This window comes from Krasilnikovia cinnamomea (assembly GCF_004217545.1).
GTDB classification, from domain to species: domain Bacteria; phylum Actinomycetota; class Actinomycetes; order Mycobacteriales; family Micromonosporaceae; genus Actinoplanes; species Actinoplanes cinnamomeus.
On the sequence record NZ_SHKY01000001.1, the window covers coordinates 6,668,628 to 6,692,930 of the forward strand.

Annotated in this window: 22 protein-coding genes and 1 pseudogene; 11 read left to right on the top strand and 12 right to left on the bottom strand. The window is 70.8% G+C overall.

Annotated features, from left to right (window positions below):
• Positions 1 to 45: 45 nt before the first annotated feature.
• Positions 46 to 477, bottom strand: coding sequence for an RICIN domain-containing protein (locus tag EV385_RS29900; RefSeq protein ID WP_130512489.1), 432 nt, complete (start codon positions 475 to 477; stop codon positions 46 to 48).
• 285 nt (positions 478 to 762) lie between these two features.
• Here EV385_RS29900 and EV385_RS29905 point away from each other — a divergent pair, with 285 nt between their 5' ends.
• Positions 763 to 1,635, top strand: coding sequence for a L,D-transpeptidase (locus EV385_RS29905; protein WP_130512490.1), 873 nt, complete (start codon positions 763 to 765; stop codon positions 1,633 to 1,635).
• Positions 1,636 to 1,803: 168 nt separating this feature from the next.
• Positions 1,804 to 3,708 (top strand): acyl-CoA dehydrogenase family protein, encoded by a 1,905-nt coding sequence (locus tag EV385_RS29910; RefSeq protein WP_130512491.1) that lies wholly within the window; start codon positions 1,804 to 1,806, stop codon positions 3,706 to 3,708.
• 71 nt (positions 3,709 to 3,779) lie between these two features.
• Here the strand turns inward: EV385_RS29910 and EV385_RS36205 are convergent.
• Positions 3,780 to 4,235, bottom strand: a pseudogene (locus EV385_RS36205) (GNAT family N-acetyltransferase); the annotation flags it as partial.
• A 102-nt stretch (positions 4,236 to 4,337) separates the two neighbouring features.
• Here EV385_RS36205 and EV385_RS29915 point away from each other — a divergent pair.
• On the top strand, positions 4,338 to 4,829 hold the full coding sequence (locus tag EV385_RS29915; RefSeq protein ID WP_130512492.1) for an NUDIX hydrolase: 492 nt from the start codon (positions 4,338 to 4,340) through the stop codon (positions 4,827 to 4,829).
• A gap of 12 nt (positions 4,830 to 4,841) precedes the next feature.
• On the opposite strand, the gene EV385_RS29920 is transcribed toward EV385_RS29915, so the two are convergent.
• A complete protein-coding gene (locus EV385_RS29920) occupies positions 4,842 to 5,189 on the bottom strand; it encodes a VOC family protein (protein ID WP_130512493.1) in 348 nt (115 codons plus the stop codon).
• 63 nt (positions 5,190 to 5,252) lie between these two features.
• Between EV385_RS29920 and EV385_RS29925 the strand changes: the two genes are divergently transcribed.
• Positions 5,253 to 5,462, top strand: coding sequence for a hypothetical protein (locus EV385_RS29925; RefSeq protein WP_130512494.1), 210 nt, complete (start codon positions 5,253 to 5,255; stop codon positions 5,460 to 5,462).
• A 66-nt stretch (positions 5,463 to 5,528) separates the two neighbouring features.
• Here the strand turns inward: EV385_RS29925 and EV385_RS29930 are convergent, their stop codons facing one another.
• Positions 5,529 to 6,608, bottom strand: a complete 1,080-nt coding sequence (locus EV385_RS29930) for a LacI family DNA-binding transcriptional regulator (protein WP_130512495.1) — start codon at positions 6,606 to 6,608, stop codon at positions 5,529 to 5,531.
• A gap of 314 nt (positions 6,609 to 6,922) precedes the next feature.
• On the opposite strand from EV385_RS29930, the gene EV385_RS29935 reads away from it, so the two are divergent.
• The 3 genes from EV385_RS29935 to EV385_RS29945 all read left to right on the top strand — a co-directional run bounded on the left by EV385_RS29935 (position 6,923) and on the right by EV385_RS29945 (position 10,192).
• On the top strand, positions 6,923 to 8,230 hold the full coding sequence (locus EV385_RS29935) for an extracellular solute-binding protein (protein ID WP_130512496.1): 1,308 nt from the start codon (positions 6,923 to 6,925) through the stop codon (positions 8,228 to 8,230).
• 77 nt (positions 8,231 to 8,307) lie between these two features.
• Positions 8,308 to 9,327 (top strand): carbohydrate ABC transporter permease, encoded by a 1,020-nt coding sequence (locus EV385_RS29940; protein ID WP_242625151.1) that lies wholly within the window; start codon positions 8,308 to 8,310, stop codon positions 9,325 to 9,327.
• 1 nt (position 9,328) lies between these two features.
• Positions 9,329 to 10,192, top strand: a complete 864-nt coding sequence (locus EV385_RS29945; RefSeq protein WP_130512497.1) for a sugar ABC transporter permease — start codon at positions 9,329 to 9,331, stop codon at positions 10,190 to 10,192.
• A gap of 119 nt (positions 10,193 to 10,311) precedes the next feature.
• Here the strand turns inward: EV385_RS29945 and EV385_RS29950 are convergent, their stop codons facing one another.
• The gene (locus EV385_RS29950; RefSeq protein WP_130512498.1) at positions 10,312 to 11,043 is read right to left on the bottom strand and encodes an STAS domain-containing protein; all 732 of its coding nucleotides are present in this window, start codon (positions 11,041 to 11,043) and stop codon (positions 10,312 to 10,314) included.
• Positions 11,044 to 11,180: 137 nt separating this feature from the next.
• Between EV385_RS29950 and EV385_RS29955 the strand changes: the two genes are divergently transcribed.
• The 3 genes from EV385_RS29955 to EV385_RS29965 are packed head-to-tail and all read left to right on the top strand — an operon-like array spanning position 11,181 to position 14,482.
• Entirely contained in the window at positions 11,181 to 11,471 is a 291-nt protein-coding gene (locus EV385_RS29955; RefSeq protein WP_130512499.1) for a hypothetical protein, read from the top strand.
• Positions 11,472 to 11,499: 28 nt separating this feature from the next.
• The gene (locus EV385_RS29960) at positions 11,500 to 12,606 is read left to right on the top strand and encodes a chemotaxis protein CheB (RefSeq protein WP_130512500.1); all 1,107 of its coding nucleotides are present in this window, start codon (positions 11,500 to 11,502) and stop codon (positions 12,604 to 12,606) included.
• A complete protein-coding gene (locus tag EV385_RS29965) occupies positions 12,593 to 14,482 on the top strand; it encodes a CheR family methyltransferase (RefSeq protein WP_130512501.1) in 1,890 nt (629 codons plus the stop codon). Before EV385_RS29960 ends, EV385_RS29965 begins: the two co-directional genes overlap by 14 nt.
• A gap of 79 nt (positions 14,483 to 14,561) precedes the next feature.
• Here EV385_RS29965 and EV385_RS29970 read toward each other — a convergent pair whose 3' ends face one another.
• Positions 14,562 to 15,728 carry a trans-sulfuration enzyme family protein gene (locus tag EV385_RS29970; RefSeq protein WP_130512502.1) on the bottom strand — a complete coding sequence of 389 codons (1,167 nt, stop codon included), beginning with the start codon at positions 15,726 to 15,728 and terminating at the stop codon, positions 14,562 to 14,564.
• Between the two features lie 111 nt (positions 15,729 to 15,839).
• Here EV385_RS29970 and EV385_RS29975 point away from each other — a divergent pair, with 111 nt between their 5' ends.
• A complete protein-coding gene (locus EV385_RS29975; RefSeq protein WP_130512503.1) occupies positions 15,840 to 16,352 on the top strand; it encodes an Lrp/AsnC family transcriptional regulator in 513 nt (170 codons plus the stop codon).
• 4 nt (positions 16,353 to 16,356) lie between these two features.
• Here EV385_RS29975 and EV385_RS29980 read toward each other — a convergent pair whose 3' ends face one another.
• The 6 genes from EV385_RS29980 to EV385_RS30005 form a co-directional block, all read right to left on the bottom strand.
• The gene (locus tag EV385_RS29980) at positions 16,357 to 16,962 is read right to left on the bottom strand and encodes a class I SAM-dependent methyltransferase (protein ID WP_130512504.1); all 606 of its coding nucleotides are present in this window, start codon (positions 16,960 to 16,962) and stop codon (positions 16,357 to 16,359) included.
• Entirely contained in the window at positions 16,962 to 17,279 is a 318-nt protein-coding gene (locus EV385_RS29985) for a carboxymuconolactone decarboxylase family protein (RefSeq protein ID WP_130512505.1), read from the bottom strand. Before EV385_RS29985 ends, EV385_RS29980 begins: the two co-directional genes overlap by 1 nt.
• Positions 17,280 to 17,349: 70 nt before the next feature.
• Complete coding sequence (gene narI / locus EV385_RS29990) at positions 17,350 to 18,096, bottom strand: respiratory nitrate reductase subunit gamma (protein WP_130512506.1); 747 nt, start codon at positions 18,094 to 18,096, stop codon at positions 17,350 to 17,352.
• Positions 18,093 to 18,776 carry a nitrate reductase molybdenum cofactor assembly chaperone gene (narJ, locus tag EV385_RS29995; protein ID WP_130512507.1) on the bottom strand — a complete coding sequence of 228 codons (684 nt, stop codon included), beginning with the start codon at positions 18,774 to 18,776 and terminating at the stop codon, positions 18,093 to 18,095. Before narJ ends, narI begins: the two co-directional genes overlap by 4 nt.
• Complete coding sequence (narH, locus tag EV385_RS30000; RefSeq protein ID WP_130512508.1) at positions 18,773 to 20,389, bottom strand: nitrate reductase subunit beta; 1,617 nt, start codon at positions 20,387 to 20,389, stop codon at positions 18,773 to 18,775. The genes narJ and narH overlap by 4 nt, the downstream gene beginning before the upstream one ends.
• Positions 20,389 to 24,081: a nitrate reductase subunit alpha gene (locus tag EV385_RS30005; protein WP_130512509.1), complete on the bottom strand. Its 3,693-nt coding sequence runs from the start codon at positions 24,079 to 24,081 to the stop codon at positions 20,389 to 20,391. Before EV385_RS30005 ends, narH begins: the two co-directional genes overlap by 1 nt.
• Between the last annotated feature and the right edge of the window lie 222 nt (positions 24,082 to 24,303).

Genomic DNA, 24,303 nt, shown 5'->3' on the forward strand with positions numbered 1-24,303 from the left:
CGACACCCGTTTACCGCACATTGGCGCGGGTGCTACCGGCGCTTCTCATTCCCAGCGCTGGAATGCGCCGCCGTTGCAGGGAAGTGTGTAAACACTCCCGCCGGTGTTGCTGTCCAGGCACCTGCCGGTCGCCACATTGATCCATTGCTGACCGCTCCGCCGCCAGCGCTGGAAATTGCCGCCGTTGCAGCGGAGCGTGTAGACGCTGCCGCTGGTGTTGCTGTCCAGGCAGAATCCGGTCGCGTAGTTGCGGTGCTCCACTGACGAGGAGGAGCCGGTCCACGTCCACAACTGGAAACTGCCGCCGTTGCAGCCGAGCGTGTAGACACTTCCGCTGGTGTTGCTGTCCAGGCACCGCTGGGTGGCGATGTTGCGCCACCAGTAGGGCCCGGCCGCCTGTGCCGGACCGACCAGGCCGAAAACGCCGAGAACGATCGCCACCACCGGAGCCGTCAGCCACGCTGCCGTGCGTTTCATGATTCCCCCTTGAGATAAGGGAGTGGTGCGCAGGTAGGCGCCTCTTCCTGAGCGCACTCCCAATCAATCACTGCGGACAGGCTATCAAGGGCGTCAATACCTCAAATTCCGTAGCTTGTTTACAGCTTCATTGCGGGGAAGATATGTGTATCGAGGAGTTCTTCGACGCCGGGGCGGGCTGACCACGGTGGATCCACCGAATGATCAGTATCGGCCCGTCCACCGATCCGGTGGTCCTCGCCGTCCCGCGAGCGAGACCGACCATGGCTCCGTAACCTTGGGCGGGTGCCGCGCGGCCCCGACGACCATCGACTCCGTCGCCCGGCGCCCGTATACCTGCTGGCCGTCGTCCTCCTCGTCGCAGTCGCGGGTGGGGCGGTGACCCTGCGGCTGCGCGAGGTGGACCGTACCGCCGCGTCGACCGCGGTCCGCCCGGCGCCGTCGACGGCCCGGCCCGGGCAGCAACCGGCACTCCCGGCCCGTGCCGCACCCGCGGATCTCCCCGTGATCGACTACCGGTCCGTTCCGGGGGGCTTTCCGCCCGACCCCACGCCGCAGTCGACCGCGGCGCTCACCGAGGGCCTGCGTCCCCGCGCCCGGCTCGCGGTCTACGACGCCCCCGGTGGCCGGCCCCGGGCGTTTCTGCCACCGTCGATCAGCGGCGTGCCGGTCACCGTGCCGATCCTCATGCGGCGCGGCGGCTGGGTTGCCGTCCTGCTGCCCTCGATCAACCGGACCATGGGCTGGCTGCCCGCCGGTCGGTGGGCCGTCCAGCCGCTGCGGGACCACCTGATCCTGCGGCGGCGCACGCACGAACTGACCTGGCTGCGCGACGGGGCCCTGGTGGCGCGGTGGACCGTCACCACCGGTTCACCGGCGACCCCGACCCCGCTGGGCCGCAGCTTCGTGCTGGGCCGCAGCACGCCCGGCGGTGCCGTCTACGGCGGTCTCGACGCCCTGGTGCTGGGCTCCGTCCCGGACGACCGGCATGCGGTGCCTCCCGCGCTGCGCGGGGCACACACGGGGATCCACAGCTGGCACCGCGGCGGCAGCTTCGGCAAGAGTGTCTCCAACGGCTGCATCCGGGTGCCCAAATCCGGACAGCGCAGGCTGCTCAGCGCCATCGCGCCCGGCACCCCGGTGAGCGTGGTCGACTGACGGCGGGTCCGGGGCGTCCAGTCCCCGGCCCGACGGAATCGCGAATATGCGCAGAGGGCTACCACCCGGTAATACGGATGGGTAGCGTGGCGCTAGCGGGGTCCCGGAGGCGCCGAGTGGAGCGTCTTCGCGGTCTGGTAACCGTACTCGGATCGAGGGGGTTAAGCCGTGACCACGACGCAGCGCAAGCCGGCCGACGTCTCGGAGAAGCAGGCGAGGCAGGTCGCCGAGGCCGCCCGCGAGTCCGAGTGGCGCAAGCCCAGCTTCGGCAAGGAACTGTTCCTCGGCCGGTTCTGTCTCGACCTCATCGACCCGTGGCCCACGGTCGAGCCCCGCCCCGACGCCGACGACTACCTCGCCCGGCTGGACGCGTACGTGCGCTCCGGGATGGACGGCGCCCGCATCGAACGCGAGGCCCGCATCCCCGACGAGGTGTTCCACGGCCTCGCCGAGCTCGGCGCGTTCGGCATGAAGATCGACAAAGGGTACGGCGGGCTCGGCCTGCCCAACCTGCACTACTGCAAGGCGCTGACGCTGATCGGCTCGGTCAGCCCCGCGGTCGCCGCGCTGCTGTCCGCGCACCAGTCGATCGGCGTCCCGCAGCCGCTGAAGATCTTCGGTACGCCGGAGCAGAAGAAGACGTTCCTGCCCCGGCTGGCGGCGGGCGAGGTGTCCGCGTTCCTGCTGACTGAGCCGGACGTCGGCTCCGACCCGGCACGGCTGGGCACCGTCGCCGAGCCGGTCGAGGGCGGCTACCGGCTCAACGGGCTGAAGCTGTGGGCCACCAACGGCACCATCGCCACCCTGCTGGTCGTGATGGCGCGGGTGCCCGACAAGGGCATCACGGCGTTCGTGGTGGAGGGCGACGCACCGGGCATCACGGTGGAACGCCGCAACGAGTTCCTCGGCCTGCGCGGCCTGGAGAACAGCGTGACCCGCTTCCACGACGTGTTCGTGCCCGAGGGCAACGTCATCGGTGGCCTCGGCAAGGGGCTCAAGATCGCGCTGACCACACTGAACACCGGCCGCCTGTCGCTGCCCGCGATGTGCGTCGGCGCGGGCAAGTGGGCCCTCAACGTGGCCCGCGAATGGTCGGCCGAGCGGGTCCAGTGGGGACGCCCCGTCGGGCAGCACGAGGCAGTCGCCAAGAAGATCGCCTTCATCGCCGCGACCACGTACGCGATGGAATCCATGCTCGACCTGTGCTGCGTGATCGCCGACGACGACCGCAACGACATCCGCATCGAGGCGGCTCTGGTCAAACTGTTCGCCAGCGAGATGGCGTGGCAGATCGCCGACGAGCTGATCCAGATCCGTGGCGGCCGCGGCTACGAGAAGGCACCGTCGCTGGCCGCGCGCGGCGAACGCGCGGCCGAGGTCGAGCAGCTCCTGCGCGACCTGCGGATCAACCGCATCTTCGAGGGCTCCACCGAGATCATGCACCTGCTGATCGCCCGCGAGGCGGTCGACGCGCACCTGTCGGTCGCGGGCGACATCATCGACCCGGACGCCGGGCTCGGCCGCAAGGCCCGCGCCGGGGCACGGGCCGGAGCCTTCTACGCGAAGTGGCTGCCCACCCTCGCGGTCGGCCGTGGCCAGGTGCCGACCGGGTACGGCAGGTTCGGGCCCCTCGCCGCCCACCTCAGGTACGTCGAGCGCGCCTCCCGCAAGCTCGCCCGGTCCACCTTCTACGCCATGTCGCGCTGGCAGGGCAAGATGGAACGCAAGCAGGCATTCCTCGCCCGGGTCGTGGACATCGGCGCCGAACTGTTCGCGATGTCGGCGGTGTGCGTCCGCGCCCGCGCCGAGCGGCGGGACCGGCCGGAGGGCGTGGAACTGGCCGATCTGTTCTGCCGGCAGGCGCGGCTGCGGGCGGAGGCGCTGTTCGCCGATCTGTGGGACAACACCGATTCGCTGGACGTACGGCTGGCGCGGCGGGCGCTCGACGGGCGCTACGCGTTCCTGGAGGAGGGCATCGTCACCCCGGCCTCCGACGGCGCCTGGGTGAGCACCTGGCAGCCCGGACCCGCCACAGTCGACGACGTACGCCGCCGCATCCCCCCACCGGCCTGATCATCCTCACGCAGTGGTGGACAGCGAATCCAACGCTTCAGCTTCCCGATTTCGTACCAGCCCCATGCGTCATATGCGTGGCGCGCGACCGTATTGGACGGCTGCACCAGCAGAGTGGCTCGTGCCTCGGGACGATCGCCCAGCAGTGCGTCATGTATTGTTCTGGCGATACCTTGGCGACGGAATTCTGTTCTGACCATCATGTATGTGAGCGCGAACGTTCGGGTGCCGTCCTCAGCAATCAGTTCGGGTTCGATGTCCGCGAGAAGCCCTTGCCACCACCGCGAATTCGCTGGCAATCGGTAGCCGAGCGCGCACCCCACCATGCAATCATCCATCCATCCCTCCGCGAGGGCGTATCCGTCCGCCGAAGCGTAGGCTTGAAGTCGCTCCCAGTGCCTCTCCTCCGACAGGAAAGGGTTGTCAAGCTTGTCGGCGTATGCGTTGCGGTAGACCTCAAGGAGCTGGCCCTTGTGAGATTCGGTTTCGGCCTTGCCGCCGATCCGGATCTCAAGACCGGGACGCATTCTGCTCGCCTCCCTTGCTTGCCTGGACCGATCGGGACGGTCATGCCGCGGCTCTGCGCGCTGTCGGCTAGGACGCTGGCCGGCCGTTCGTAGGGTGCTGGCATGGCTATCCCGGAATTCGTCCTTGCCCTGCGCGCCAAGATCGGCCACGACCCGCTGCCGCTGCCCGGCGTCATCGCCGTGGTCCTCGACGAGCAGGGCCGCGTGCTGCTGGTCCGTCGCTCCGACACCGGCGATTGGGCCCTGACGACGGGATGCCTGGAGCCGGGCGAGCAGCCGGCGGCCGGCGCGGTCCGCGAGGTGTACGAGGAGACCGGCATGGAGGTCGCCGTGGAGCGGCTGCTGGCCGTCGAGGCCCTCGACCTGTCCGTGGCGCCCAACGGCGACCAGGTGTACTGGCTCTCCATCGGGCTGCGGTGCCGGGTCCTCGGTGGCGATGCCCGGGTCAACGACGACGAGTCCGTCGAGGTCGGCTGGTTCGATCCGGGCTCGGTGCCGCCGCTGCCGCCGCACCAGGCGCGTTGCCTGGAGCTCGCCCTGTCCGGCGACGCCGCCGCGTGGATCGCCGGAACGGGTGAGGGCACCCCGCGGTGAGAACCGAGCCGCTCAGTGCGGTGCGGTCGGGTGGCGGGGCTCGTAGAGGCCGAGCTGGCCACCGCTGGGCAGTGGTATCGAGGTGAGCAGGCCCCAGCCCATGTCCTGGACCTCGCCGCGCAGCTCCACGCCCCGGCCGCGCAGCTCCGCGATGGTGGCGTTGACGTCGTCGCACATCAGGTACAGCTCGCAGGCCCCACCGGTCTCCGCGGGATGGACGGCCACCTCGGCGGGCGGCAGGGCGAAGATGAGCCAGCCGCCACCGGCGTCCACCCCGGCGAGGCCGAGTTTGTCGCGCAGGAAGGCGCGGTCCTGTTCCGCGTCGGTGCTGAACAGGATGGCATGAGCTCCAGTGATCACGGTGCTCCCCGGTCGAGGCGAAGACGAGTGGAGGCCGGCGGCGTTCGACGTACGGTGCTGACCATGGCGACATTCGTGTCCGGTGGCAGGGCCGGCGGGGTGCCGGTGCCGTCCAGCGTCCCGACGGTCGCCGTGATCGTCGGGACGCTCGGCTTCGGCGGGCCCGGCCCAGGCCGGGCCGGCTGCCGTGGCCGCGGGTACGGCCAGTCCCGCCCGCAGCGGGCGCCGTCGTGTGGTCCGCATGAACCCACCTCCCTGACCTCAGCACCGTAGGCACGGCCGGGGCGCCACCGGCCGTGAACGGTCGGTGGTTCACACACGTGGGGGAGGACGGCCTGCTTACGCGGAGAGGTCCTGGATGAGGTCCGCCGGTGGGCGGCTGGACTCCCGGGTGATCAGGGCGGTGTGCAGGAGCTGGTGTGGGTGCTGGTCCTCGCCCCGGATCGCGGAGACGAGGAAGTCGCCCGCGATCCGGCCCTTGGCCGCGATGGGCTGGCGCACGGTGGTCAGCCGGGGCCGGCTCCACTGTGCCTCCGGCAGGTCGTCGAAGCCGGTGACGGAGACGTCGCCCGGCACGTCCAGGCCGAGGTCACGCAGGGCGTCGATGGCGCCGAACGCCATCAGGTCGGCCAGCACGATCAGCGCGGTGGGCCGGGGTCGGGCCGCCATGATGGCCTGGGCGGCGCGGTAGCCGTCCATCCGGGTGCAGGGCGCCTCGGTGACGGTGATGTCGCGGCGGCCCATGCCGACGGTGCGCAGGGCGTCCTCGATGCCGGCGATCCGGCGGACCATGGGGTCGCGGTAGGTGCGGGCGGGCTGGTCGGAGCGGTGTTCGATGCTCAGTACGGCGATCCGGCGGTGCCCGAGGTCGAGCAGGTGCTGGGCGACGTGGCGGGCGCCGTCGCGGTCGTCGACGTCGACGCTGGCGGCGCCGCCGTCCGGCGCGTCGCTGTCGACCAGCACGTACGGCAGGGCCCGGCGGCTCAGTTCGGCGATCTCGCCGCGGTCGGTGTCGAGTCCACACACGACGAATCCGTCGACCGCGGCCTCCCGGATGACCTTGACCAGGGAGTCGCCGACCGGGGGCATGAGCTGCAGGGACAACCCTTCCCGGGTGCACACCTGGCCGATGCCCATGAGGAACCGGGAGTAGTACGGGTTCTCCATCGCCTTGGGGATGTCGTGCGGGAGCAGCACGCCGAGGCACTGGGTCCGGCGGTTGCGCACGGCCCGGCCGGACGGCGGCGGGGTGTAGGCCAGGTCGCGGGCGGCGGCGAGGATCCGCTCGCGGGTCGCGGTGGAGACCCGGGCGGGGTCGTTGAAGGCGAAGGAGACCGCGGAACGGGAGACACCGGCGGCGGCGGCGACGTCGCTGGAGGTGGCTCTGCCCCGGCCGGCGGGGGCGTCCTTCGCTGCCATTGCGCTCCCTCGGGGCGTGTACTGCGGCCAGACTATCAGCTCACGCAGTGTGAAGTTTAGTAAACGGTTACTGCCGTCGTGCACTGTTTAGCACGGATTTCCGGCGTCCGCGAGCCTGTCCCGCATCCTCCGAAGGGAGGAGCACGTCTCGCGAACGACGGTGGGAAGATCTCGTTAAGAAACAGTTACCTAACACGTTTTACTTGCGTGTTAGCGTGACTCCGGTCACCAGCCGCCGGACGGCGGCGATCCCACCCCTTAGGCCATGGCACCCGTCCCCCGGGTCCATGACACGAGAATCGACAGGAGATCCGATGCGCATTCGTAGCGTCGGTATGATCGCCACCGCCCTGGCCGTGGCGCTCACTGCCGCGGCGTGCAGCGGCAACGACAAGAGCAGCACCAGCAGCGACAAGAAGGCCGCGACTGACCCCAAGTCGCTCAGCGCTTCGCTGACCTGGTGGGACACCTCGGACCCGAAGAACGAGGGCCCGGCGTTCCAGGAGCTGATCAAGAAGTTCAACGCGGAGTACCCGAACGTCAAGGTCGACTACCAGTCGGTGCCGTTCGCGGACGCCCAGAACAAGTTCAAGACGTCCGCCGCCGCCAAGTCGGGCGCCCCGGACATCCTGCGCGCCGAGGTCGCCTGGGTGCCGGAGCTGGCCTCCCTGGGCTACCTCTACAACCTGGACGGCTCCGAGCTGCTCAAGGACGAGAGCGACTTCCTCGCGACCCCGATGTCGTCCAACAAGTTCGGCGGCAAGACCTACGGCGTCCCGCAGGTCACCGACTCGCTCGCGCTGCTCTACAACAAGAAGATGTTCGCGGCCGCGGGCATCACCGCCGCCCCGAAGACCTGGGCCGAGGTCAAGACCGCCGCCGCGACCATCAAGTCGAAGACCGGCAAGCAGGCGCTGTTCATCAACTCCGGTGGCTACTTCCTGCTGCCGTTCATCTACGGCGAGGGCGGCGACGTCGTCGACGCGGCCGCCAAGAAGATCACCGTGAACGGCCCGCAGGCCGTCGCCGGCGTCAAGATCGCTCAGGACCTGGTCAAGGACGGCACCGCCGTCAAGCCCCCGGCCAACGACGCCTACGGCAACATGATGACCCTGTTCAAGGAGCAGAAGGTCGCCATGATCATCAACGGCCCGTGGGAGGTCAACAACATCAAGTCGGCCCCGACCTTCGGTGGGCTGGAGAACCTCGGTGTCGCCCCGGTGCCCGGTGGCAGCGCCAAGGCGGGTGGCCCGGTCGGTGGCCACAACTACACCATCTGGTCCGGCATGCCGCAGGAGAAGGTCCCGGCCGCGGTCGCCTTCGTCAAGTTCATGTCCTCGCCGGAGTCGCAGGCGTTCCTCGCCGAGAAGCTCGGCCTGCTGCCCACCCGCACGTCGGCCTACGACCTGCCCGCGGTGAAGAACAACGCCACGGTCGCCGCGTTCAAGCCGGTTCTCGACAGCGCGGTCGCCCGTCCCTGGATCCCCGAGGGCGGCCAGTTCTTCGGCCCGATGGACAAGATGGCCGTCGAGGTGCTGGTGCAGAACAAGGACCCGAAGGCCTCGCTGGACACGGTCGCCAAGACCTACAAGTCCGAGGTCGTCAAGGACTACAGCAACTGATTGATTGATCGTCTGGCCGCCGGCCCTCGGGTCGGCGGCCAGCCGCGTTGGAGCCTTCCCCCGGAAGTGGAGCAGCGATGAGCACCGCAACGGTCGGACGCCGCACCCCGACCCCCGAGCCGGTCCGCGAGCCGGCCCCGCCGGGGCGGCTGCGGCGCAGCTGGGACAAGCACTGGTACGCCTGGGCGATGGTCACGCCCGTGGTGATCGTGCTCAGCGTCCTGGTCTTCTACCCCCTCGCCCGGGGGATCTACCTGTCCTTCACCGACCTCACCGAGGCCAACCAGCAGCGCGAGCTGTGCACCCCGTCGATCACCGGGGAGCTGACCTGCCAGGCGAACCCGAACGCCTGGGAGTTCGTCGGCCTCGACAACTACATCCAGGTGCTCAGCGGCCAGATCGGCCAGTTCTGGCCCCAGTTCTGGACCACCATCATCTGGACCGTCACCTGCGTCGTCTTCACCTACGGCATCGGTCTGGGCCTGGCGGTGCTGCTCAACCGTCCGATGCGCGGGCGCAGCTTCTACCGGGTGCTGCTGATCCTGCCCTGGGCGGTGCCCGGCTTCGTCAGCGCGTTCTCCTGGCGGTTCATGTTCAACCACGACTTCGGCGTGGTCAACGCGCTGCTCAAGGCGGTCGGCCTGGACCCGGTGCACTGGTTCGACGACAAGTGGACCGCGCTGTCCACCGCGATCATCACCAACATCTGGCTCGGCGTACCGTTCATGATCGTGTCGCTGCTCGGCGGCCTGACCGCGATCCCCGCCGAGCTGTACGAGGCGGCCACCATCGACGGCGCCACCCCGTGGCAGAAGTTCAAGAACGTCACCCTGCCCGGCCTGCGCCCGGTCAGCATGACCGTGCTGCTGCTCGGGACGATCTGGACGTTCAACATGTTCCCGATCATCTTCCTGGTCACCCGCGGCCAGCCCGCCGGGCAGACCGAGATCCTGGTGACCGGCGCCTACCGGGCCGCCTTCGAGGGCATCCGCAACTACTCCCTCGCCTCGACCTACGGCGTACTGATCCTGTCCATCCTGCTCGTGTTCTCGGTGTTCTACCGGCGGGCGCTGCGCAAGCAAGGCGAGGTGTGGTGACATGTCCGCTCAGGTAGAAGCCAGGCGCAGGCCCCGGAGCCGCCGCTCACCGCTGGCGTCGATCGCGATGCACGCCACCCTGATCATCGCCACGCTGATCGCGGTCTTCCCGATCGTGTGGGTCGTGCTGTCGTCGTTCAAGCCCGGGGTGTACATCCAGGCCACCGAGATCAGCCTCATCAAGGAACCCACCCTCGACAACTACCGGTACGTGCTCACCGAGACGATGTTCCCCCGGTGGGCGCTCAACTCGGTGATCGTCGCGATTGCCACCACCGCGATCGGCGTGCTGATGTCGGCCACCACCGGGTACGCGCTGTCGAGGTTCAACTTCCCGGGGCGCCGCAAGCTGCTGCTGGTGTTCCTGGTGACGCAGATGTTCCCGGTCTCGATCCTCATCGTGCCGATCTACGTGATCATGGCGAACCTCGGCCTGATCAACACGCTCGGCTCGCTGGTGATCGCGTACCTGACCATCGCCGTTCCGTTCTGCTCGTGGATGCTCAAGGGCTACTTCGACTCGATCTCCACCGAGCTGGACGAGGCGGCGCACCTCGACGGGTGCGGGCCGTTCGCCACGTTCTGGCGGGTCATCCTGCCGCTGGCCCGGCCCGGCATCGCGGTCACCGCGTTCTTCTCCTTCCTCACCGCGTGGGGCGAGGTCGCCTACGCCACCGCGTTCATCCAGGAGAAGAGCAAGTTCACCCTCGGGTACGGCCTGCAGCAGTTCGTGCCCGCGTTCAACCCGCAGTGGGAGTACCTGACGGCCTCGGCGGTCCTGATCACCGTGCCGGCGGGAGTGGTGTTCTTCTTCGCCCAGCGGCACCTCGTGTCCGGGCTGACGGCCGGCGCGGTCAAGGGCTGACCGCGCCGCCGGTGCGCCACCGGCACAGACCGACAATGGCCCGGCGGCCGTGGATCCCGCCGGGCCATTGTCTTTCGGGGCCCCGCTGCCGAGGTCCCCTTGCCTTCGGCCGCCGCCCGTCAGGTGGCGAGCGTCGCCCAGACGACCTTGCCCTCGCGCGAGGGCAGCCAGCCCCAGTGCGCCGCGACGCTGTCGACCAGCATGATGCCGCGGCCGCGTTCCCGATCCAGGGCCTGCAGCTTGATCAACTCGGGTGGTGTGGGTGAGCCGTCGTGGACCGCGATGTTGAGGTAGCGGCCCCGGTGGCAGATCTGCAACGTGATCATCGTGCCGGCGTGCTCGACGGCGTTGGCCACCAGCTCGCTGACCACCAGGCAGGCCGGACCGGTCAGGTGCGGCAGGCCCCACCGCGCGCACGCGTCGGTGGCCATGTCCCGCGCGTGCCGGACCGCTCCCGTGACCGGCAACAGCCGGTCGAAGACCGACCGGGTCGCCGTGCCCTCATGCGGGGCCGCGCGTCGCGCCGCGTCGAGATCGGGATGGACCGTCAGCTTGCCGTACCGACCGTGCTCCAGCTCGGTGGCCACCGCCGGCGGCGCGCAGAGCAGCACCGGAGTGCCCGGCCAGCTGGCGGCCTGCCGGGCGACCGAGGTGAACAGCGACAGCGCGGTGCTGCCGGCGACCTCCATGCCCGACAGGTCGATCAACAGGGCCTCCGGCTGCTCCGCCAGGCATTTGAGCAACGCTTGGCGCAGGCTCGGCGCGGTGGCCAGGTCGAGGCGTCCCCGCACCGTCACGACGGCGCGTCCCTCGCCCTCGTTCACGGTCGTCCAGTCCAACGGCGCGGTCATCACACTCACCTCCCCCGCCTGCCCTGTGCATGCCCGGCCCGAATCAGGGGTAAACCCGGACGGCAACGGGCAAGTCGGTGTGGCGGATCCTTGCCTACGGCATCGATCATGTCCTTTCGGCCGTTACCCTGCCCGCGATGGGTACCGGCACCAGGGTGACGGACTCGGACAGCGGCGACGCGGTGCCCGGCTGGGACGGCCACCTGCTCCTGCTGCACGGCGCGGAGACCGAGCTCCTGCCGTTGGCGGAGTTCTACCCGCCGCGCGGCGTGGAGGCGTGCCGGATGCTGGTGACGGCCAGCGACCGGTTCCGCCGGCCATCCGCACCACGTACTGTTCTTCGACTCCGCCGCGGCGCTGACCATCCGGCGGCGTGCCCGCATGGCCGGGCCCGCGCCGAACATCTCCAACTTCCCAAGATCAGCTGAGTGCCCTGCCGAGCGATAGTGTGGCAACATGCCCGCACGTGGGACGGCAGTGCACCGGGACATCGTCGCGGTGGGCGCTTCCGCAGGCGGGGTCGAGGCACTGCGCGCGCTGGTCGCCGGGCTGCCCGCCGACTTCTCCGGCGCGCTCCTGGTCGTCCTGCACGTTCCTCGTGACGCCCCGAGCGCCCTGCCCGCCATCCTGAGTCGCAGCGGCCCGCTGACCGCGTCGACCGCGGTCGATGGGGCGGAACTGGTCCCCGGCTGCATCTACGTGGCCCCGACCGATCACCACATGTTGCTGCTGGACGGCCGGATCCGGCTGACGCGCGGGCCGGCGGAGAACGGCCACCGTCCCGCCGTCGACCCGCTCTTCCGGTCCGTCGCCCGCGCGGCCGGGCGCCGGTCGATCGGCGTCGTGCTGTCGGGCTCGCGCGACGACGGCGCCGCCGGGCTGGCCAGCATCGTCGCGCACGGCGGCGCCGCCGTGGTGCAGGAGCCGTCGGACGCGCTGTACCCGTGGATGCCGAAGGCCGCGCTCGCCCGGACGCCGGGCGCGTACGTCGCCGCCGCGGCCGACCTGGGCGGCATGCTCGACCGGCTCACCACCGTGGAGCTGTCCGGTCCCACGGCCGTGGCGGTTGACGACGACACGCTGACCGCCGAGGTCGCCATCTCGAGCCTCGAACCGTTGACCACCGACGAACTGGCCGAGCCCGCGGCGGGGTACGGCTGCCCCGCCTGCGGCGGCGCCCTGTTCCAGATCGGCACCGAGTCGGCGCCGCGCTACCGCTGCCGGGTCGGGCACGCCTGGTCGCCGGAAAGCCTGCTCGACGAACAGGCCATCGCGCTGGAGGGGGCGTTGTGGATGGCGCTGCGGGCGCTGGAGGAGAAGTCCGCGCTGAGCCGGCGGATGGCCCGTAGCCGCACGCCACGGCACAACGCCACGGGCGCACGGTTCCACGACATGGCCGCCGACGCCGAGGCGGCGGGCGAGACCATCCGCCGGCTGATCTCTCAGCTGGGCTCCACGGCAACACCACCGGAACGGGCCGAGTCCACCACCGCCTCACCGGGCTGCGGTAGCGTCGCCGGGCAGGTTGCTCCGTACCCTGGGAGACTGGATGGAATCGACTGATCCGTATTTCGAAGCGCTGCTCGTCTACCTCAAGGAATCGCGCGGCTTCGACTTCACGGGCTACAAACGGTCCAGCCTCACCCGGCGGGTGAACCGGCGCATGGGCCAGGTCGGCATCGGCGACTACCAGGAGTACCACGACTACCTGCAGGTTCACCCGGGCGAGTTCACGGCGCTGTTCAACACCATCCTGATCAACCTCACCGGCTTCTTCCGCGACGCGGAGGCCTGGGAGTACCTGCGCCACGAGGTCCTTGAGACCCTGGTCGCCAACAAGCCGGCCGATTCGGTGATCCGGGTCTGGACCGCGGGCTGTGCCTCCGGTGAGGAGGCGTACACCCTGGCCATGGCGCTGGCCGAGATCCTCGGGCCGGAGGCGTTCCGGGACCGGGTGAAGATCTACGCGACGGACGTCGACGAGGAACAGCTCAACGAGGCCCGGCAGGCGACCTACACGGAGCGCGACGTCAAGGCCGTCCCCCCGGAACTCGTGAAACGCTACTTCGAGGCGTCCGCGCAGCGGTACACGTTCCGCCAGGACCTGCGCCGTTCCGTGATCTTCGGCCGTAACGATCTCGTGCAGGACGCCCCGATCTCCCGCATCGACCTGCTGACCTGCCGCAACACCCTGATGTACTTCAACACCGAAACCCAGGCGAGGATCCTCGGCCGGTTCCACTTCGCCCTCGCCGACGGCGGTGTGCTGTTCCTGGGCAAGGCCGAGATGCTGTTGAGTCACGGCTCCCTGTTCACTCCGATCGACCTGAAGCGGCGCGTGTTCCGGCGCGTGCCCCGGCTCACCAGCACCCCCGGCGCGATCTTCGTGGAGCCGCCGCAGCCGTCGACCACGCCGGGCACCGGACTCGACCGGCTGCGCAACGAGGCGTTCGCGGCCAGTCCGCCCGCTCAGCTCGTTCTCACCTCGGACGGGCTGGTGGCGTTGCCGAACCGGCAGATGGAGAAGCTGTTCGGTCTCACCTCGCGCGACGTCGGCCGGCCGTTCCGTGACCTGGATCTGTCCTACCGGCCGGTCGAGCTGCGCAGCTACATCGAGCAGGCGCAGGTGGAACGGCGGACGCTGCGGGTCACGGACGTCGAGTACCAGCGCGGCGGCGACACCACGAACCTCGAGGTGCAGATCAGCCCGCTCAGCGACGGCGACGGCAGCCTGCTCGGCGTCAACCTCGTCTTCCACGACGTCACCGCGGCCCGGAAGCTCCAGGAGGATCTCGAACACGCGAACCAGCAGCTCGAATCCGCGTACGAGGAGCTGCAGTCGACGGTCGAGGAGTTGGAGACCACCAACGAGGAACTGCACTCGACGGTCGAGGAACTGGAGACCACCAACGAGGAGCTCCAGTCCACCAACGAGGAACTGGAGACGATGAACGAGGAACTCCAGTCCACCAACGACGAGTTGCAGAGCATCAACGACCAGCTGCGCATCAACACCGCCAAGCTGGACGAGGCCAACGGGTTCCTGGAAGCGGTGCTGACCAGCCTGCGGGCCGGGGTCGCCGTCGTCGACCAGGATCTGCGGATCCGGGTGTGGAACCGCCGCGCCGAGGATCTGTGGGGCCTGCGCTCCGGCGAGGTCGTCGGCCAGCACTTCCTCAACCTCGACATCGGCCTGCCGTTCGAGAAGCTGCGGGTGCCGCTGCGGGCGGCGCTCGGGCCCGGCGGCGAGGTGGGCGAGGCCACGGTCGACGCGGTGAACCGGCGCGGCCGGCCGGTGATCGTTCGCGTGGCCTGCACCCCGTTGGCGCCGTTGGACGGCGCCGTCAGCGGTGGCGTGATCATCGCCATGGAGACCGACGAGTCCGCCGTCGCGCGCAAGGCGGTCGACGACGACCTGAGTCCCGACGGCGCCAGATGATGGTCCGGGCCGCCGTGGCGGCGCCGCACACCCCGTAGCACGGGCCGCCCGGCCGGTCAGCGCCGGTCGGGTCTCGCGGTCACCGCGCCGCGTCGAGCGCCTGCGCCAGATCCGCCCACAGGTCCGCGGGATCCTCCAGGCCCACGGACAGGCGCAGCAGGCCACCGTCCGGTTTGGCCTCGGCCGCCACGGGCCGGTGGGTGAGCGACGCCGGGTGCTGGATCAGCGAGTCGACGCCGCCCAGCGACACGGCGTGGGTGATCAGCTTGCAGGCCGCGGCGATCCGCGCGGCGGCGGCGTACCCGCCGGAGACCTCGAACGCCAGCATGGCTCCCGGGCCGCTCACCTGGCGCCCGACGAGCCCGGCCGGGTCGCACTCGGGGCGCCCCGGGTAGTAGACGCGGGTGATCGCGGGGTGGCCGGCCAGCTGGTCGGCGAGCTTGCCCGCCCCTTCCTGCTGGGCCCGCATCCGCACGGGCAGGGTCTGCAGCCCCCGGTGCAGCAGGTACGCGGCGAGCGGGTGCAGCAGGCCGCCGGTGACCGCGCGGACCCGGCGCAGCCGCGCGGCCCACTCGGGTCCGCAGGCCACCACGCCGCCCATGACGTCGCCGTGCCCGCCGATGAACTTCGTGGCCGAGTGCAGCACCAGGGCCGCGCCGTGCCGGGCGGGCTGCTGCAGCACCGGTGTGGCGAATGTGTTGTCCACCAGCAGCGGCACCTCGCCCGCCTGCGCGTGCAGGGCGGTCAGGTCGAGCATCTCCAGCGTCGGGTTGGCGGGGGTCTCCACGATGATCAACCCGGTGTCGGGGCGCAGCGCGGCGGCCACCGTGTCGGGCGCCGCCCAGCTCACCTCCGTGCCGAGCAGCCCGGAGTCCAGCAGGTGGTCGCTGCCGCCGTACAGGGGGCGGACGGCGACCACGTGGCGGCGGCCCTCGGCGGCGGCCAGCAGGCACGCGGTCAGTGCCGCCATGCCGGAACCGAACGCCACGGCCTCCTCGACGCCCTCCAGCTCGGCGAGGGCGGACTCGAAGCGGCGTACGGTCGGGTTCGCCAGCCGCTGGTAGACCAGGCTGTCCCCGGGCGCCTCACGACCGCCCGTGGCCAGCGCCTCGTACGCGTCGCCGCCCGACTCGACGTCCGGCAGCGGGTACGTGGTGGACAGGTCGATGGGCAGGGCGTGGACGCCGAGCTGGGCGAGGTCGGCGCGACCGGCGTGCACGGCCCGGGTGTCGAGGCTGCTCTCCATGGCCGCAAGGGTGCGCACCGTTCGGCAGACACACAACAGTTCCGAATTTTCTTCGGCACAACGCCATTGCTGTTGCATAATGTTCGGAGTGAGCCGGCCGGGGAGGTGACCATGGCGAAGGAACTGCGGCGCGCCCCGGGACCGCCGGAGCGTCCCGCGCCGAGCGGGCTGGACGATCTCGACCGGCGTCTCGTCGCGCTGCTCGCCGAGGACGCGCGGGCGGCCAACGCCACCCTCGCGGCCGAACTCGGCGTCGCCCCGTCCACCTGCCTGACCCGGCTGCGGTCGCTGCGCGAGCGGGGTGTGCTGCGCGGCTTCCACGCCGACGTCGACCTCGCCCGGGTGGGGCTGCCGATCCAGGCGATGGTGTCGGTGCGGCTCGCCGTGCACCACCGCGACCGGGTGGCCGCGTTCCGCGCCGCGGCGCCGGGGCTGCCGGGTGTTGTCGCGGTCTACCACGTCACGGGGCAGGTCGACTACCTGCTGCACGTGGCGGTCGCCGACCCGGACGCGCTGCGCGACTTCGTGGTGGACCACGTGCTGAGCCGTCCCGAGGTCGCGCACGCCGAGACCAGCCTGATCTTCGAACACGTACGGGGCACGGCGGTGGGCCCGCCCGGCTGACCGCTCAGGCCGGGACGAGCAGGGCGACCAGGAACTCCGCGTCCGGGGTGAACGGACGCAGGTCCCAGGTGCTCAGCAACAGTTCGGGACGCAGACCCGCCGCCGCGGCGTCCGCCAGGAAGTCGTCGAACGCGTAACCGCGCCCGGTGCCGAAGCCGACCACCACCCGAGCGTCCGCGCGCAGGTGCCCGGCGAGGCGGCGCAGGATCTCCACCCGGGTGGCCGGGGCCACGAACGTCATCACGTTGCCCGCGCACACGACGACGTCGAAGCCGTCCGGGATCCCGGCGCCCGGCAGGTCCAGCTCGGCCAGGTCACCGACCAGCCAGCGCGGTCCCGGATGTTCCGCCTGGGCCGCGGCGATCAGGTCGGGGTCCAGGTCCACGCCGACGACGTCGTGTCCGGCCGCCGCCAGGATGCCGCCGACCCGGCCGGTGCCGCAGCCGGCGTCGAGGATCCGGGCGCCGCGCGGCACCATCGCGTCGATCATGCGGGCCTCGCCCGCCAGGTCGGCGCCGGCCGCGGCCAGGTCCCGGAACCGCTTGATGTACCACTGGGAGTGGCCGGGGTTCTCGGCGATCTGGCGCAGCCAGAGGTTCTCCTCGGTCATTACGGGGCCTCGGCGACTTCCTCGATCCAGCCCAGCGCGGCGATCGCGGTGGGGAAGCCGCACGTGGTGATCGCCCCGAGCGCGACCGCGCGTACCTCGTCGAGGCCGGCGCCGGCCTGCAGCGCCTTGCGTACGTTGGATTTCACCGCACCCTGGGCCTGCGCGCCGATCGCCATCGCGAGCTTGAGCAGCCGGTCGGTGCGCTCGTCGAAGGGGGTGCGCTCGCGCACCGCCTGCGCGACCGCGCCCTGCGCCTCGGCGACCTCCGGGAACTGGGCCAGGAATTTGGTGTAGATGCTGGGCAGGTAGTCGGACATTAGCCCTCCGCCGCATGATCGGTTCGACGTCTTCACCGTAGCCAGCGTCGGGGTGCGGCGGGCCGGGAACTCAGTGGTGCGCGCCGACACCCCGGCGGCCGGTGTCGCGCACGACGGCGGGCGGCGGCTGCGGCGCGGGCGCGGCGCCCCGGCGGGCGCGGTAGACCACGTACGGCCGCCACAGGTACGCCAGCGGCGCGGACCACACGTGCACGAGCCGGGTGAACGGCCACAGCGCGAGGAACAGGAACCCGCCGATCGCGTGCAGCTGGTACACCAGCGGCGCGGAGGTCATCAGCTCGGTGTGCGGCTGGAGCCAGAAGATCCCCCGGAACCAGACCGCGATCGTCTCCCGGTAGTCGTAGCCGTCGCCGAGCAGGTTGGTGGCGACCGTGGCGGTCATGCCGAGCGCGACCATGGCGGCCAGGGCGGCGTAGAGCACCTTGTCGGTCGCGGTGGTGACCCGCCGGACCCGGCCGTTGACGAACCGGCGGGCGATCAGCAGCGCCAGCCCGGCGACCAGCATCGTCCCGGTCACGGTGCCGCCCCACACCGCGGTGGTGTGGTAGACGTGCTCGCTGATCCCGATCTTCTCGGTCAGAGCTGCCGGGACCAGCAGGCCCATGGCGTGCCCGCCGATCACCCCGAACGCGCCGAGGTGGAACAGCGGCGCACCCCAGCGCAGGATCCGGCTCTCCAGCAACTGGCTGGTGTGGCTGGTCCAGCCGAACTGGTCGTGCCGCCACCGCCACACGTGCCCGCCGACGAAGACGCCGAGGCAGAAGTACGGCAGGACGATCCAGATGAGCGTGTTCATCGGGTGGCCTCCGGCGCAGAGCAGGCGGGATAGGGAGCGAGGACATCGCCGCCGGAGTCGGGGCCGTAGCCGAGCGCGTCCAGTCCGACGGTCTCCACGGGTGGGCCGTCGATGGCGAGGGCGGCGACGGCGTCGCGGTCGGCCTCGGTGAGCGGGGGCAGCACGGCCGCGACCGCGTCCAGCAGCAGCCGGTACGGGGTGCCCGCCCCGGTCAGCGCGGCACGCAGCAGTTCGATGCCCTGCCGGTGCTGGCGCAGCGGTGCCTCCCCGTCACCGGGCCCCACCGTGGCGGCGAACTCCAGCACCACCGGCAGCAGGTCGGGCAGCTCCCCGCCGGCCAGTCGCAGCCCGTGCGCCCGGTACCGCTGCTTGAGCATCAGCAGCGCCAGCCCCCGGCGGCGCGTGTCGCCGTGCAGGTAGTAGGTGAGGTACAGCCCCGAGCGGCGGCGCAGGTCGAACGTCTGAACGTAGTGCCGCTGCACCTCGATCGGCGGCGTGGCCAGCACCCAGTCCAGGAACTCGCCCACGTCCTGCCGAACGTCGTCGTGCGCGATGTCCGCGGCGGCCGCGCGCAGCTGCGGTCCCGCGTCCAGCAGCTCGCGGTCGGGGTAGGTGAGCAGCAGCGACACGAGCTGGAAGATCCGAGCGCGGTCGGCGGGGGAAGCGGTGCAGGCGGTCATGGCGTACCTCCCACGGGGTTGATGGTCAGGCCGCGCCGGCCGTCGGGGCGCTTGTTGAACAGGCCCGGCCGTCCCGGGTGGACCTGCTCGCCGCCGACCAGGTGGAAACTCTCCACCGTGGCCCTCTCGTTCATGCCGGGGCCACCCTCGCAGTCCAGGGAGCATCCGGCCTGGGTGGCCTGGGCCTCCAGGGCGGCCGCGTCCTTGTGGTGCGCCGCCGGGATGACGTAGCGCTCGTCGTACTTGGCGATGGCCAGCAGCCGGTACATCGACTCGACCTGCGCGGCGCTCATCCCGATCCCGTCGAGCAGTTCCCGCGCGACGGTCCCGTCCAGGGTGCGGGCCCGCATGTAGGAGCGCATGGCGGCCAGTTTCATCAGTACGCCCGCGACGGCCTCGGCGTCACCGGCGGTGAACAGCTCCGCCAGGTACTCCACCGGGATGCGCAGCTCGCGGATGGTGTGGAAGACGTCGTCGGCGTCGGTGTCGTCGCGGCCCGCCGCGCCGACCGCGTCCAGCACGGGCGACAGCGGCGGCACGTACCAGACCATCGGCAGGGTGCGGTACTCCGGGTGCAGCGGCAGCGCGATCCTGTACTCGCTGATCAGCCGCCACACCGGCGAGCGCCCGGCCGCGTCGAGCCACTCCTCGGGCAGCCCCGAGTCGCGGGCGGCCTGCTGGACCTGCGGGTCGTGCGGGTCGAGGAACACCGCGCGCTGCGCGTCCAGCAGGTCCTTCTCATCGGGTACGGACGCGGCGGCCAGCACCGCGTCCTCGTCGTACAGGACGATGCCGATGTAGCGCAGCCGCCCCACGCACGTCTCCGAGCAGATAGTCGGCTGCCCGGCCTCGATGCGCGGGAAGCAGAACGTGCACTTCTCCGCCTTGCCGGTGGCGTGGTTGACGTACACCTTCTTGTACGGGCACGCCGACACGCACATCCGCCAGCCCCGGCACCGGTCCTGGTCGACCAGCACGATGCCGTCCTCTTCGCGCTTGTACATGGCCCCGGACGGGCAGGCCGACACGCACGCCGGGTTGAGGCAGTGCTCGCAGATGCGCGGCAGGTGGAACATGAACGTCTTCTCGAACTCGAACTTCACCCGCGCGGCCGCCTCGGCGGGCATGCGGGCGATGTTCGGGTCGGTGCCCGCGTGCTCGTGCGCCCCGCCGAGGCTGTCCTCCCAGTTGGCACCCCAGGCGAGCGCCATCGGCTCGCCGGTCAGCGCCGAGTGGGGCCGCTTCACCGGGGTGTCCTTCAGGCCTGCGGGCGCGTTGACGAGGATGTCCTTGTCGAACGTGGCGGGCTCGTAGTAGTCGTCCAATGTGGGCAGATCCGGGTTGGCGAAGATCCGGGTGAGCCGCTTGAGGCGGCCACCGGAACGCAGCGTCAGCCGCCCCTTCGCATCGAGTTTCCAGCCGCCGTGCCAGCGGTCCTGGTCCTCGTAGTGCTTCGGGTAGCCGATGCCTGGTTTGGTCTCGACGTTGTTGAACCAGACGTACTCGGTGCCCTCCCGGTTGGTCCAGGTCTGCTTGCACGTCACCGAGCAGGTGTGGCAGCCGATGCACTTGTCGAGGTTCATCACCATGGCGACCTGCGCGCGGATACGCATCAGTACTCCACCTCCTGCGTACGGCGGCGGATCACGGTGATCTCGTCGCGCTGGCTGCCGATCGGGCCGTAGTAGTTGAACGCGTACGTGAACTGGGCGTGGCCGCCCGCCAAATGGGTCGGCTTGATCAGCAGGCGGGTCATCGAGTTGTGGTAGCCGCCACGGCGGCCGCTCTTCTCCGCCTTCGGGACGTTCACCGTGCGCTCGGGGGAGTGGTACTGGAACACCGTGCCCTCGGGCATGCGGTGGCTGACCACGGCGCGGGCCACGATGACGCCGTTGCGGTTGTGCGCCTCGATCCAGTCGTTGTCGGCGACGCCGATCTTCGTGGCGTCCTCGACGCTCATCCAGACCACCGGGCCGCCCCGCGACAGCGCCAGCATCAGCTCGTTGTCGTGGTACATCGAGTGGATCGACCACTTGGCATGCGGGGTCAGGAACCGTACGGTCAGCCCGCCGTCGACCAGCTCGCCCGGCTGGCCGAAGTGCCGTGCCATGTTCAGCGGCGGCCGGAACGCGGGCAGCTGCTCGCCCAGCTCTGCCACCCAGTCGTGCTCCACGAAGAAGTGCTGGCGTCCGGTGACGGTGTGCCACGGCTTGAGCCGCTCCACATTGAGCGTGAACGGCGAGTACCGGCGCCCGCCCTTCTCCGACCCGGACCATTCCGGGCTGGTGAACACCGGCTGCGGCGCGTCCTGCGTGTCCGGGTACGTGATCTGGTCGGTCTCGTGCCCGGCGATCAGGTCGGCGAACGGCTGCCCCGTACGCTGCTCCAGCGCGGCGAAGCCCGCCGCGGCGACCCGGCCGTTGGTGGTGCCGGACAGCGCGAGGATCGCCTCGCACATCCGGTCGGCGGTGGCGATCGACGGCCGCCCGGCGCACGGCCCGTCGGTGATCACGCCGTTCTGGTGCCGCAGGTACTCGATCTCCGGGGTGACGTCCACCGTGATCGCCTTGGTGGTGGTGCCGAGCGTGTCGAGCAGCGGGCCGACCGCGCGCATCTTCGCGCCGATCAGCGTGTAGTCGCGCTCGATCTCGACCAGCTTCGGCATGGTCTTTCCCGGCTCCGGCGCGCACTCGCCCGTCCGGTAGTCGCGCACCCGGCCGCCGGGCATGGCCAGCTCGTCCGGGGTGTCGTGCTGCAGCGGCGCGGCCAGCACGTCGCGGCGCACCCCGAGGTGGGTCATGGCGAGCGCGCTGACCTTGTCGGCCAGGGCCAGGAACGTGTCGTAGTCGGTGTGCGCGTCGCCGGGCGGCTCGACCGCCGGGCTGAACGAGTGCACGAACGGGTGCATGTCCGTGGTGGAGATGTCGTGCTTCTCGTACCAGGTGGCGGCGGGCAGCACGAGGTCGGCGTGCAGGCCGGTGTTGGTCATCCGGAAGTCCAGCGCGGTGAGCAGGTCGAGCTTGCCGATCGGCGCCTCGTCGCGCCACACCACGTCGCGCGGCCGGTGGTCCGGGTCGCACTCCTGCGCGGTGGCGGACGAGTCGACGCCGAGCAGGTGCCGCATGAAGTACTCGTTGCCCTTGCCGGAGGAGCCGAGCAGGTTGGCCCGCCACAGCGTGAGGCAGCGCGGGAAGTTCGCCGGGTCGTCCGGGTCCTCCGCGACACCCTTGAGCGTGCCGGCCTTCAGTTCGGCCACGATGTGCTCGGCGACGGTGCGTCCGGCCGCGGCGGCCTCATCAGTCAGATCCAGGGGGTTGCGGTTGAACGCCGGGTGCCCCGGGCTCCAGCCCATCCGCTGCGCGGCCGCGACGGTGTCGGCGAACGACATCCCGGCGAACCGTCCCGTGCCCAGCGGGGAGGACAGCTCGTCGGCCGGCACCCGCTCGTAGCGCCACTGGTCGGTGTGCAGGTACCAGAAAGGGGTGCTGGCCTGGTGCCGGGTCGGGCGCTGCCAGTCGAACGCGAACGACAGGTGCTGCTGCCCGGTGACCGGCCGCGCCTTCTCCTGCCCGACGTAGTGCGCCCAGCCGCCGCCGTTGACCCCCTGGCAGCCGGTCAGCGTGACCAGCGAGATGAACGCCCGGTAGGTCATGTCGGAGTGGAACCACTGGTTCGCGCCCGCACCCAGCACGATCAGCGAGCGGCCCTTGCTGCGCTCGGCGTTGCGGGCGAACTCCCGGCCGATCCGCGCGGCCAACGCCGCCGGTACGCCGGTGATCCGCTCCTGCCAGGCCGGGGTGTTCGGGGAGTCCGCGTCGTCGTAGCCGGTCGGCCAGTCGCCGGGCAGATCACCGCGGCGCACCCCGTACTGGGCCAAGAGCAGGTCGAAGACGGAGGTGACCAGGTGCCCGTTGAGGTGCACGACGGGCACGCCGCGGCGGATCGTGGCGCCGCCCTCGGTGTCGCCGACGTCGAAGCGGGCCAGGTCGACTTCGAGGTTCTCGTCGGCGCGGTCCAGCAGGCCCAGCGCGGGGATCACGTCGCCGAGGTCGAGGTTCCAGCGGCCCGGCTCGCCGTACCGGAAGCCCAGCGAACCGTTGGGCACGACCGGCAGGCCGGTGCGCTCGTCGATCAGGACCGTCTTGTGTGTCCCGTCGTCCGCGCCCAGGTCCGCGGCGGTGAGGAACCGGTCCGCCGCCCACCCGCCGTCGGCGGTCTCCCGCAGCGTGACCAGGAACGGCAGGTCGGTGTACTTGCGCACGTAGTCGAGGAAGTACGGCACCTCGCGGTCGCGGAAGAACTCGGTGAGCACCACATGGCCCATCGCCATCGCCAGGGCGCCGTCCGTGCCGGGGTGCGGGGCCAGCCAGTCGTCGGCGAACTTCACGTTGTCCGCGTAGTCCGGGCTCACCGCCACCACCTTGGTGCCCCGGTAGCGGGCCTCGGCCAGGAAGTGCGCGTCCGGGGTGCGGGTCACCGGGATGTTGGAACCCCACATCATCAGGTACGTCGCGTTCCACCAGTCGCCGGCCTCGGGCACGTCGGTCTGGTCGCCCCAGATCTGCGGCGAGGCGATCGGCAGGTCGGCGTACCAGTCGTAGAAGCTCAGCAGCGTGCCGCCGAGCAGCGAGTGGTAGCGGGTGCCCGCCGCGAACGACGCCATCGACATCGCCGGGATCGGCGAGAACCCGACGACCCGGTCCGGGCCGTACGTCTTGGTGGTGTACACGTGCGCGGCCGCCATCATGGTGATCGCCTCGTCCCAGTCGGCGCGCACGAAACCGCCGCGCCCCCGCTGCGACTTGTACGCCCGCGCCTTCAGCGGGTTCTCCACGATCTCCGCCCAGGCCAGTACGGGATCGCCCAGGCGCTCGTGCGCCTCCCGGAACATCTCCGCCAGCACGCCGCGGATGTAGGGGTGGCGCACCCGCGACGGCGAATACTCGTACCAGGAGAAGGAGGCGCCGCGGGGGCAGCCGCGCGGCTCGTAGTCCGGCGAGTCCGGGCCGGTGGTGGGGTAGTCGGTGGCCTGGTGCTCCCAGGTGATCAGCCCGTCCTTGACGAAGACGTTCCACGAGCAGGAGCCCGTGCAGTTGACCCCGTGGGTGGAGCGGACCACCCGGTCGTAGCGCCACCGGTCGCGGTAGAACGCCTCCCACCCGCCGTCACCGACCTGGTGCAGCGTGCGGCCGTGGTCGCCGACGGTCTCCCTGGTCAGGAAGCGGCGGGCGGCCAGCAGCGGCGCGGTACCGCGAACCTGGTCGGTGGCGGGCGCGGCGACCGGGGGGTGGCGGTGCGGTGACACGGGGGGCTCCTCGGGGCGGTGCACGACGGGCCCGTGCGGGCGTCGGTACCGCGCGGCTGCGGGGTACCTGCCCAAGGTTGCGCAGCACTGATCTTTCGACGGGAGGCGGCGGTCCCGAGCTTGCCGGGACCAAAGTCCCGGGGGCGCCCGCGCCGACAGCGCCTCCCGTGATCCGTTCCACAACGGGCCGAGCCGGCCCACCCGCCGCGCGGCGCGACCCGC

What these genes read in the sequence shown, in the direction of transcription:
- EV385_RS29985 (WP_130512505.1), bottom strand. Translation starts at nt 17,279, where the DNA reads ATGTCCGACTACCTGCCCAGCATCTACACCAAATTCCTGGCCCAGTTC.
- EV385_RS29925 (WP_130512494.1), top strand. Translation starts at nt 5,253, where the DNA reads ATGGCGACATTCGTGTCCGGTGGCAGGGCCGGCGGGGTGCCGGTGCCG.
- EV385_RS29945 (WP_130512497.1), top strand. Translation starts at nt 9,329, where the DNA reads ATGTCCGCTCAGGTAGAAGCCAGGCGCAGGCCCCGGAGCCGCCGCTCA.
- narI (WP_130512506.1), bottom strand. Translation starts at nt 18,096, where the DNA reads ATGAACACGCTCATCTGGATCGTCCTGCCGTACTTCTGCCTCGGCGTC.
- EV385_RS29970 (WP_130512502.1), bottom strand. Translation starts at nt 15,728, where the DNA reads ATGGAGAGCAGCCTCGACACCCGGGCCGTGCACGCCGGTCGCGCCGAC.
- narJ (WP_130512507.1), bottom strand. Translation starts at nt 18,776, where the DNA reads ATGACCGCCTGCACCGCTTCCCCCGCCGACCGCGCTCGGATCTTCCAG.
- EV385_RS29930 (WP_130512495.1), bottom strand. Translation starts at nt 6,608, where the DNA reads ATGGCAGCGAAGGACGCCCCCGCCGGCCGGGGCAGAGCCACCTCCAGC.
- EV385_RS29960 (WP_130512500.1), top strand. Translation starts at nt 11,500, where the DNA reads ATGCCCGCACGTGGGACGGCAGTGCACCGGGACATCGTCGCGGTGGGC.
- narH (WP_130512508.1), bottom strand. Translation starts at nt 20,389, where the DNA reads ATGCGTATCCGCGCGCAGGTCGCCATGGTGATGAACCTCGACAAGTGC.
- EV385_RS29915 (WP_130512492.1), top strand. Translation starts at nt 4,338, where the DNA reads ATGGCTATCCCGGAATTCGTCCTTGCCCTGCGCGCCAAGATCGGCCAC.
- EV385_RS29900 (WP_130512489.1), bottom strand. Translation starts at nt 477, where the DNA reads ATGAAACGCACGGCAGCGTGGCTGACGGCTCCGGTGGTGGCGATCGTT.
- EV385_RS29965 (WP_130512501.1), top strand. Translation starts at nt 12,593, where the DNA reads ATGGAATCGACTGATCCGTATTTCGAAGCGCTGCTCGTCTACCTCAAG.
- EV385_RS29935 (WP_130512496.1), top strand. Translation starts at nt 6,923, where the DNA reads ATGCGCATTCGTAGCGTCGGTATGATCGCCACCGCCCTGGCCGTGGCG.
- EV385_RS29955 (WP_130512499.1), top strand. Translation starts at nt 11,181, where the DNA reads ATGGGTACCGGCACCAGGGTGACGGACTCGGACAGCGGCGACGCGGTG.
- EV385_RS29950 (WP_130512498.1), bottom strand. Translation starts at nt 11,043, where the DNA reads ATGACCGCGCCGTTGGACTGGACGACCGTGAACGAGGGCGAGGGACGC.
- EV385_RS29980 (WP_130512504.1), bottom strand. Translation starts at nt 16,962, where the DNA reads ATGACCGAGGAGAACCTCTGGCTGCGCCAGATCGCCGAGAACCCCGGC.
- EV385_RS29975 (WP_130512503.1), top strand. Translation starts at nt 15,840, where the DNA reads ATGGCGAAGGAACTGCGGCGCGCCCCGGGACCGCCGGAGCGTCCCGCG.
- EV385_RS29940 (WP_242625151.1), top strand. Translation starts at nt 8,308, where the DNA reads ATGAGCACCGCAACGGTCGGACGCCGCACCCCGACCCCCGAGCCGGTC.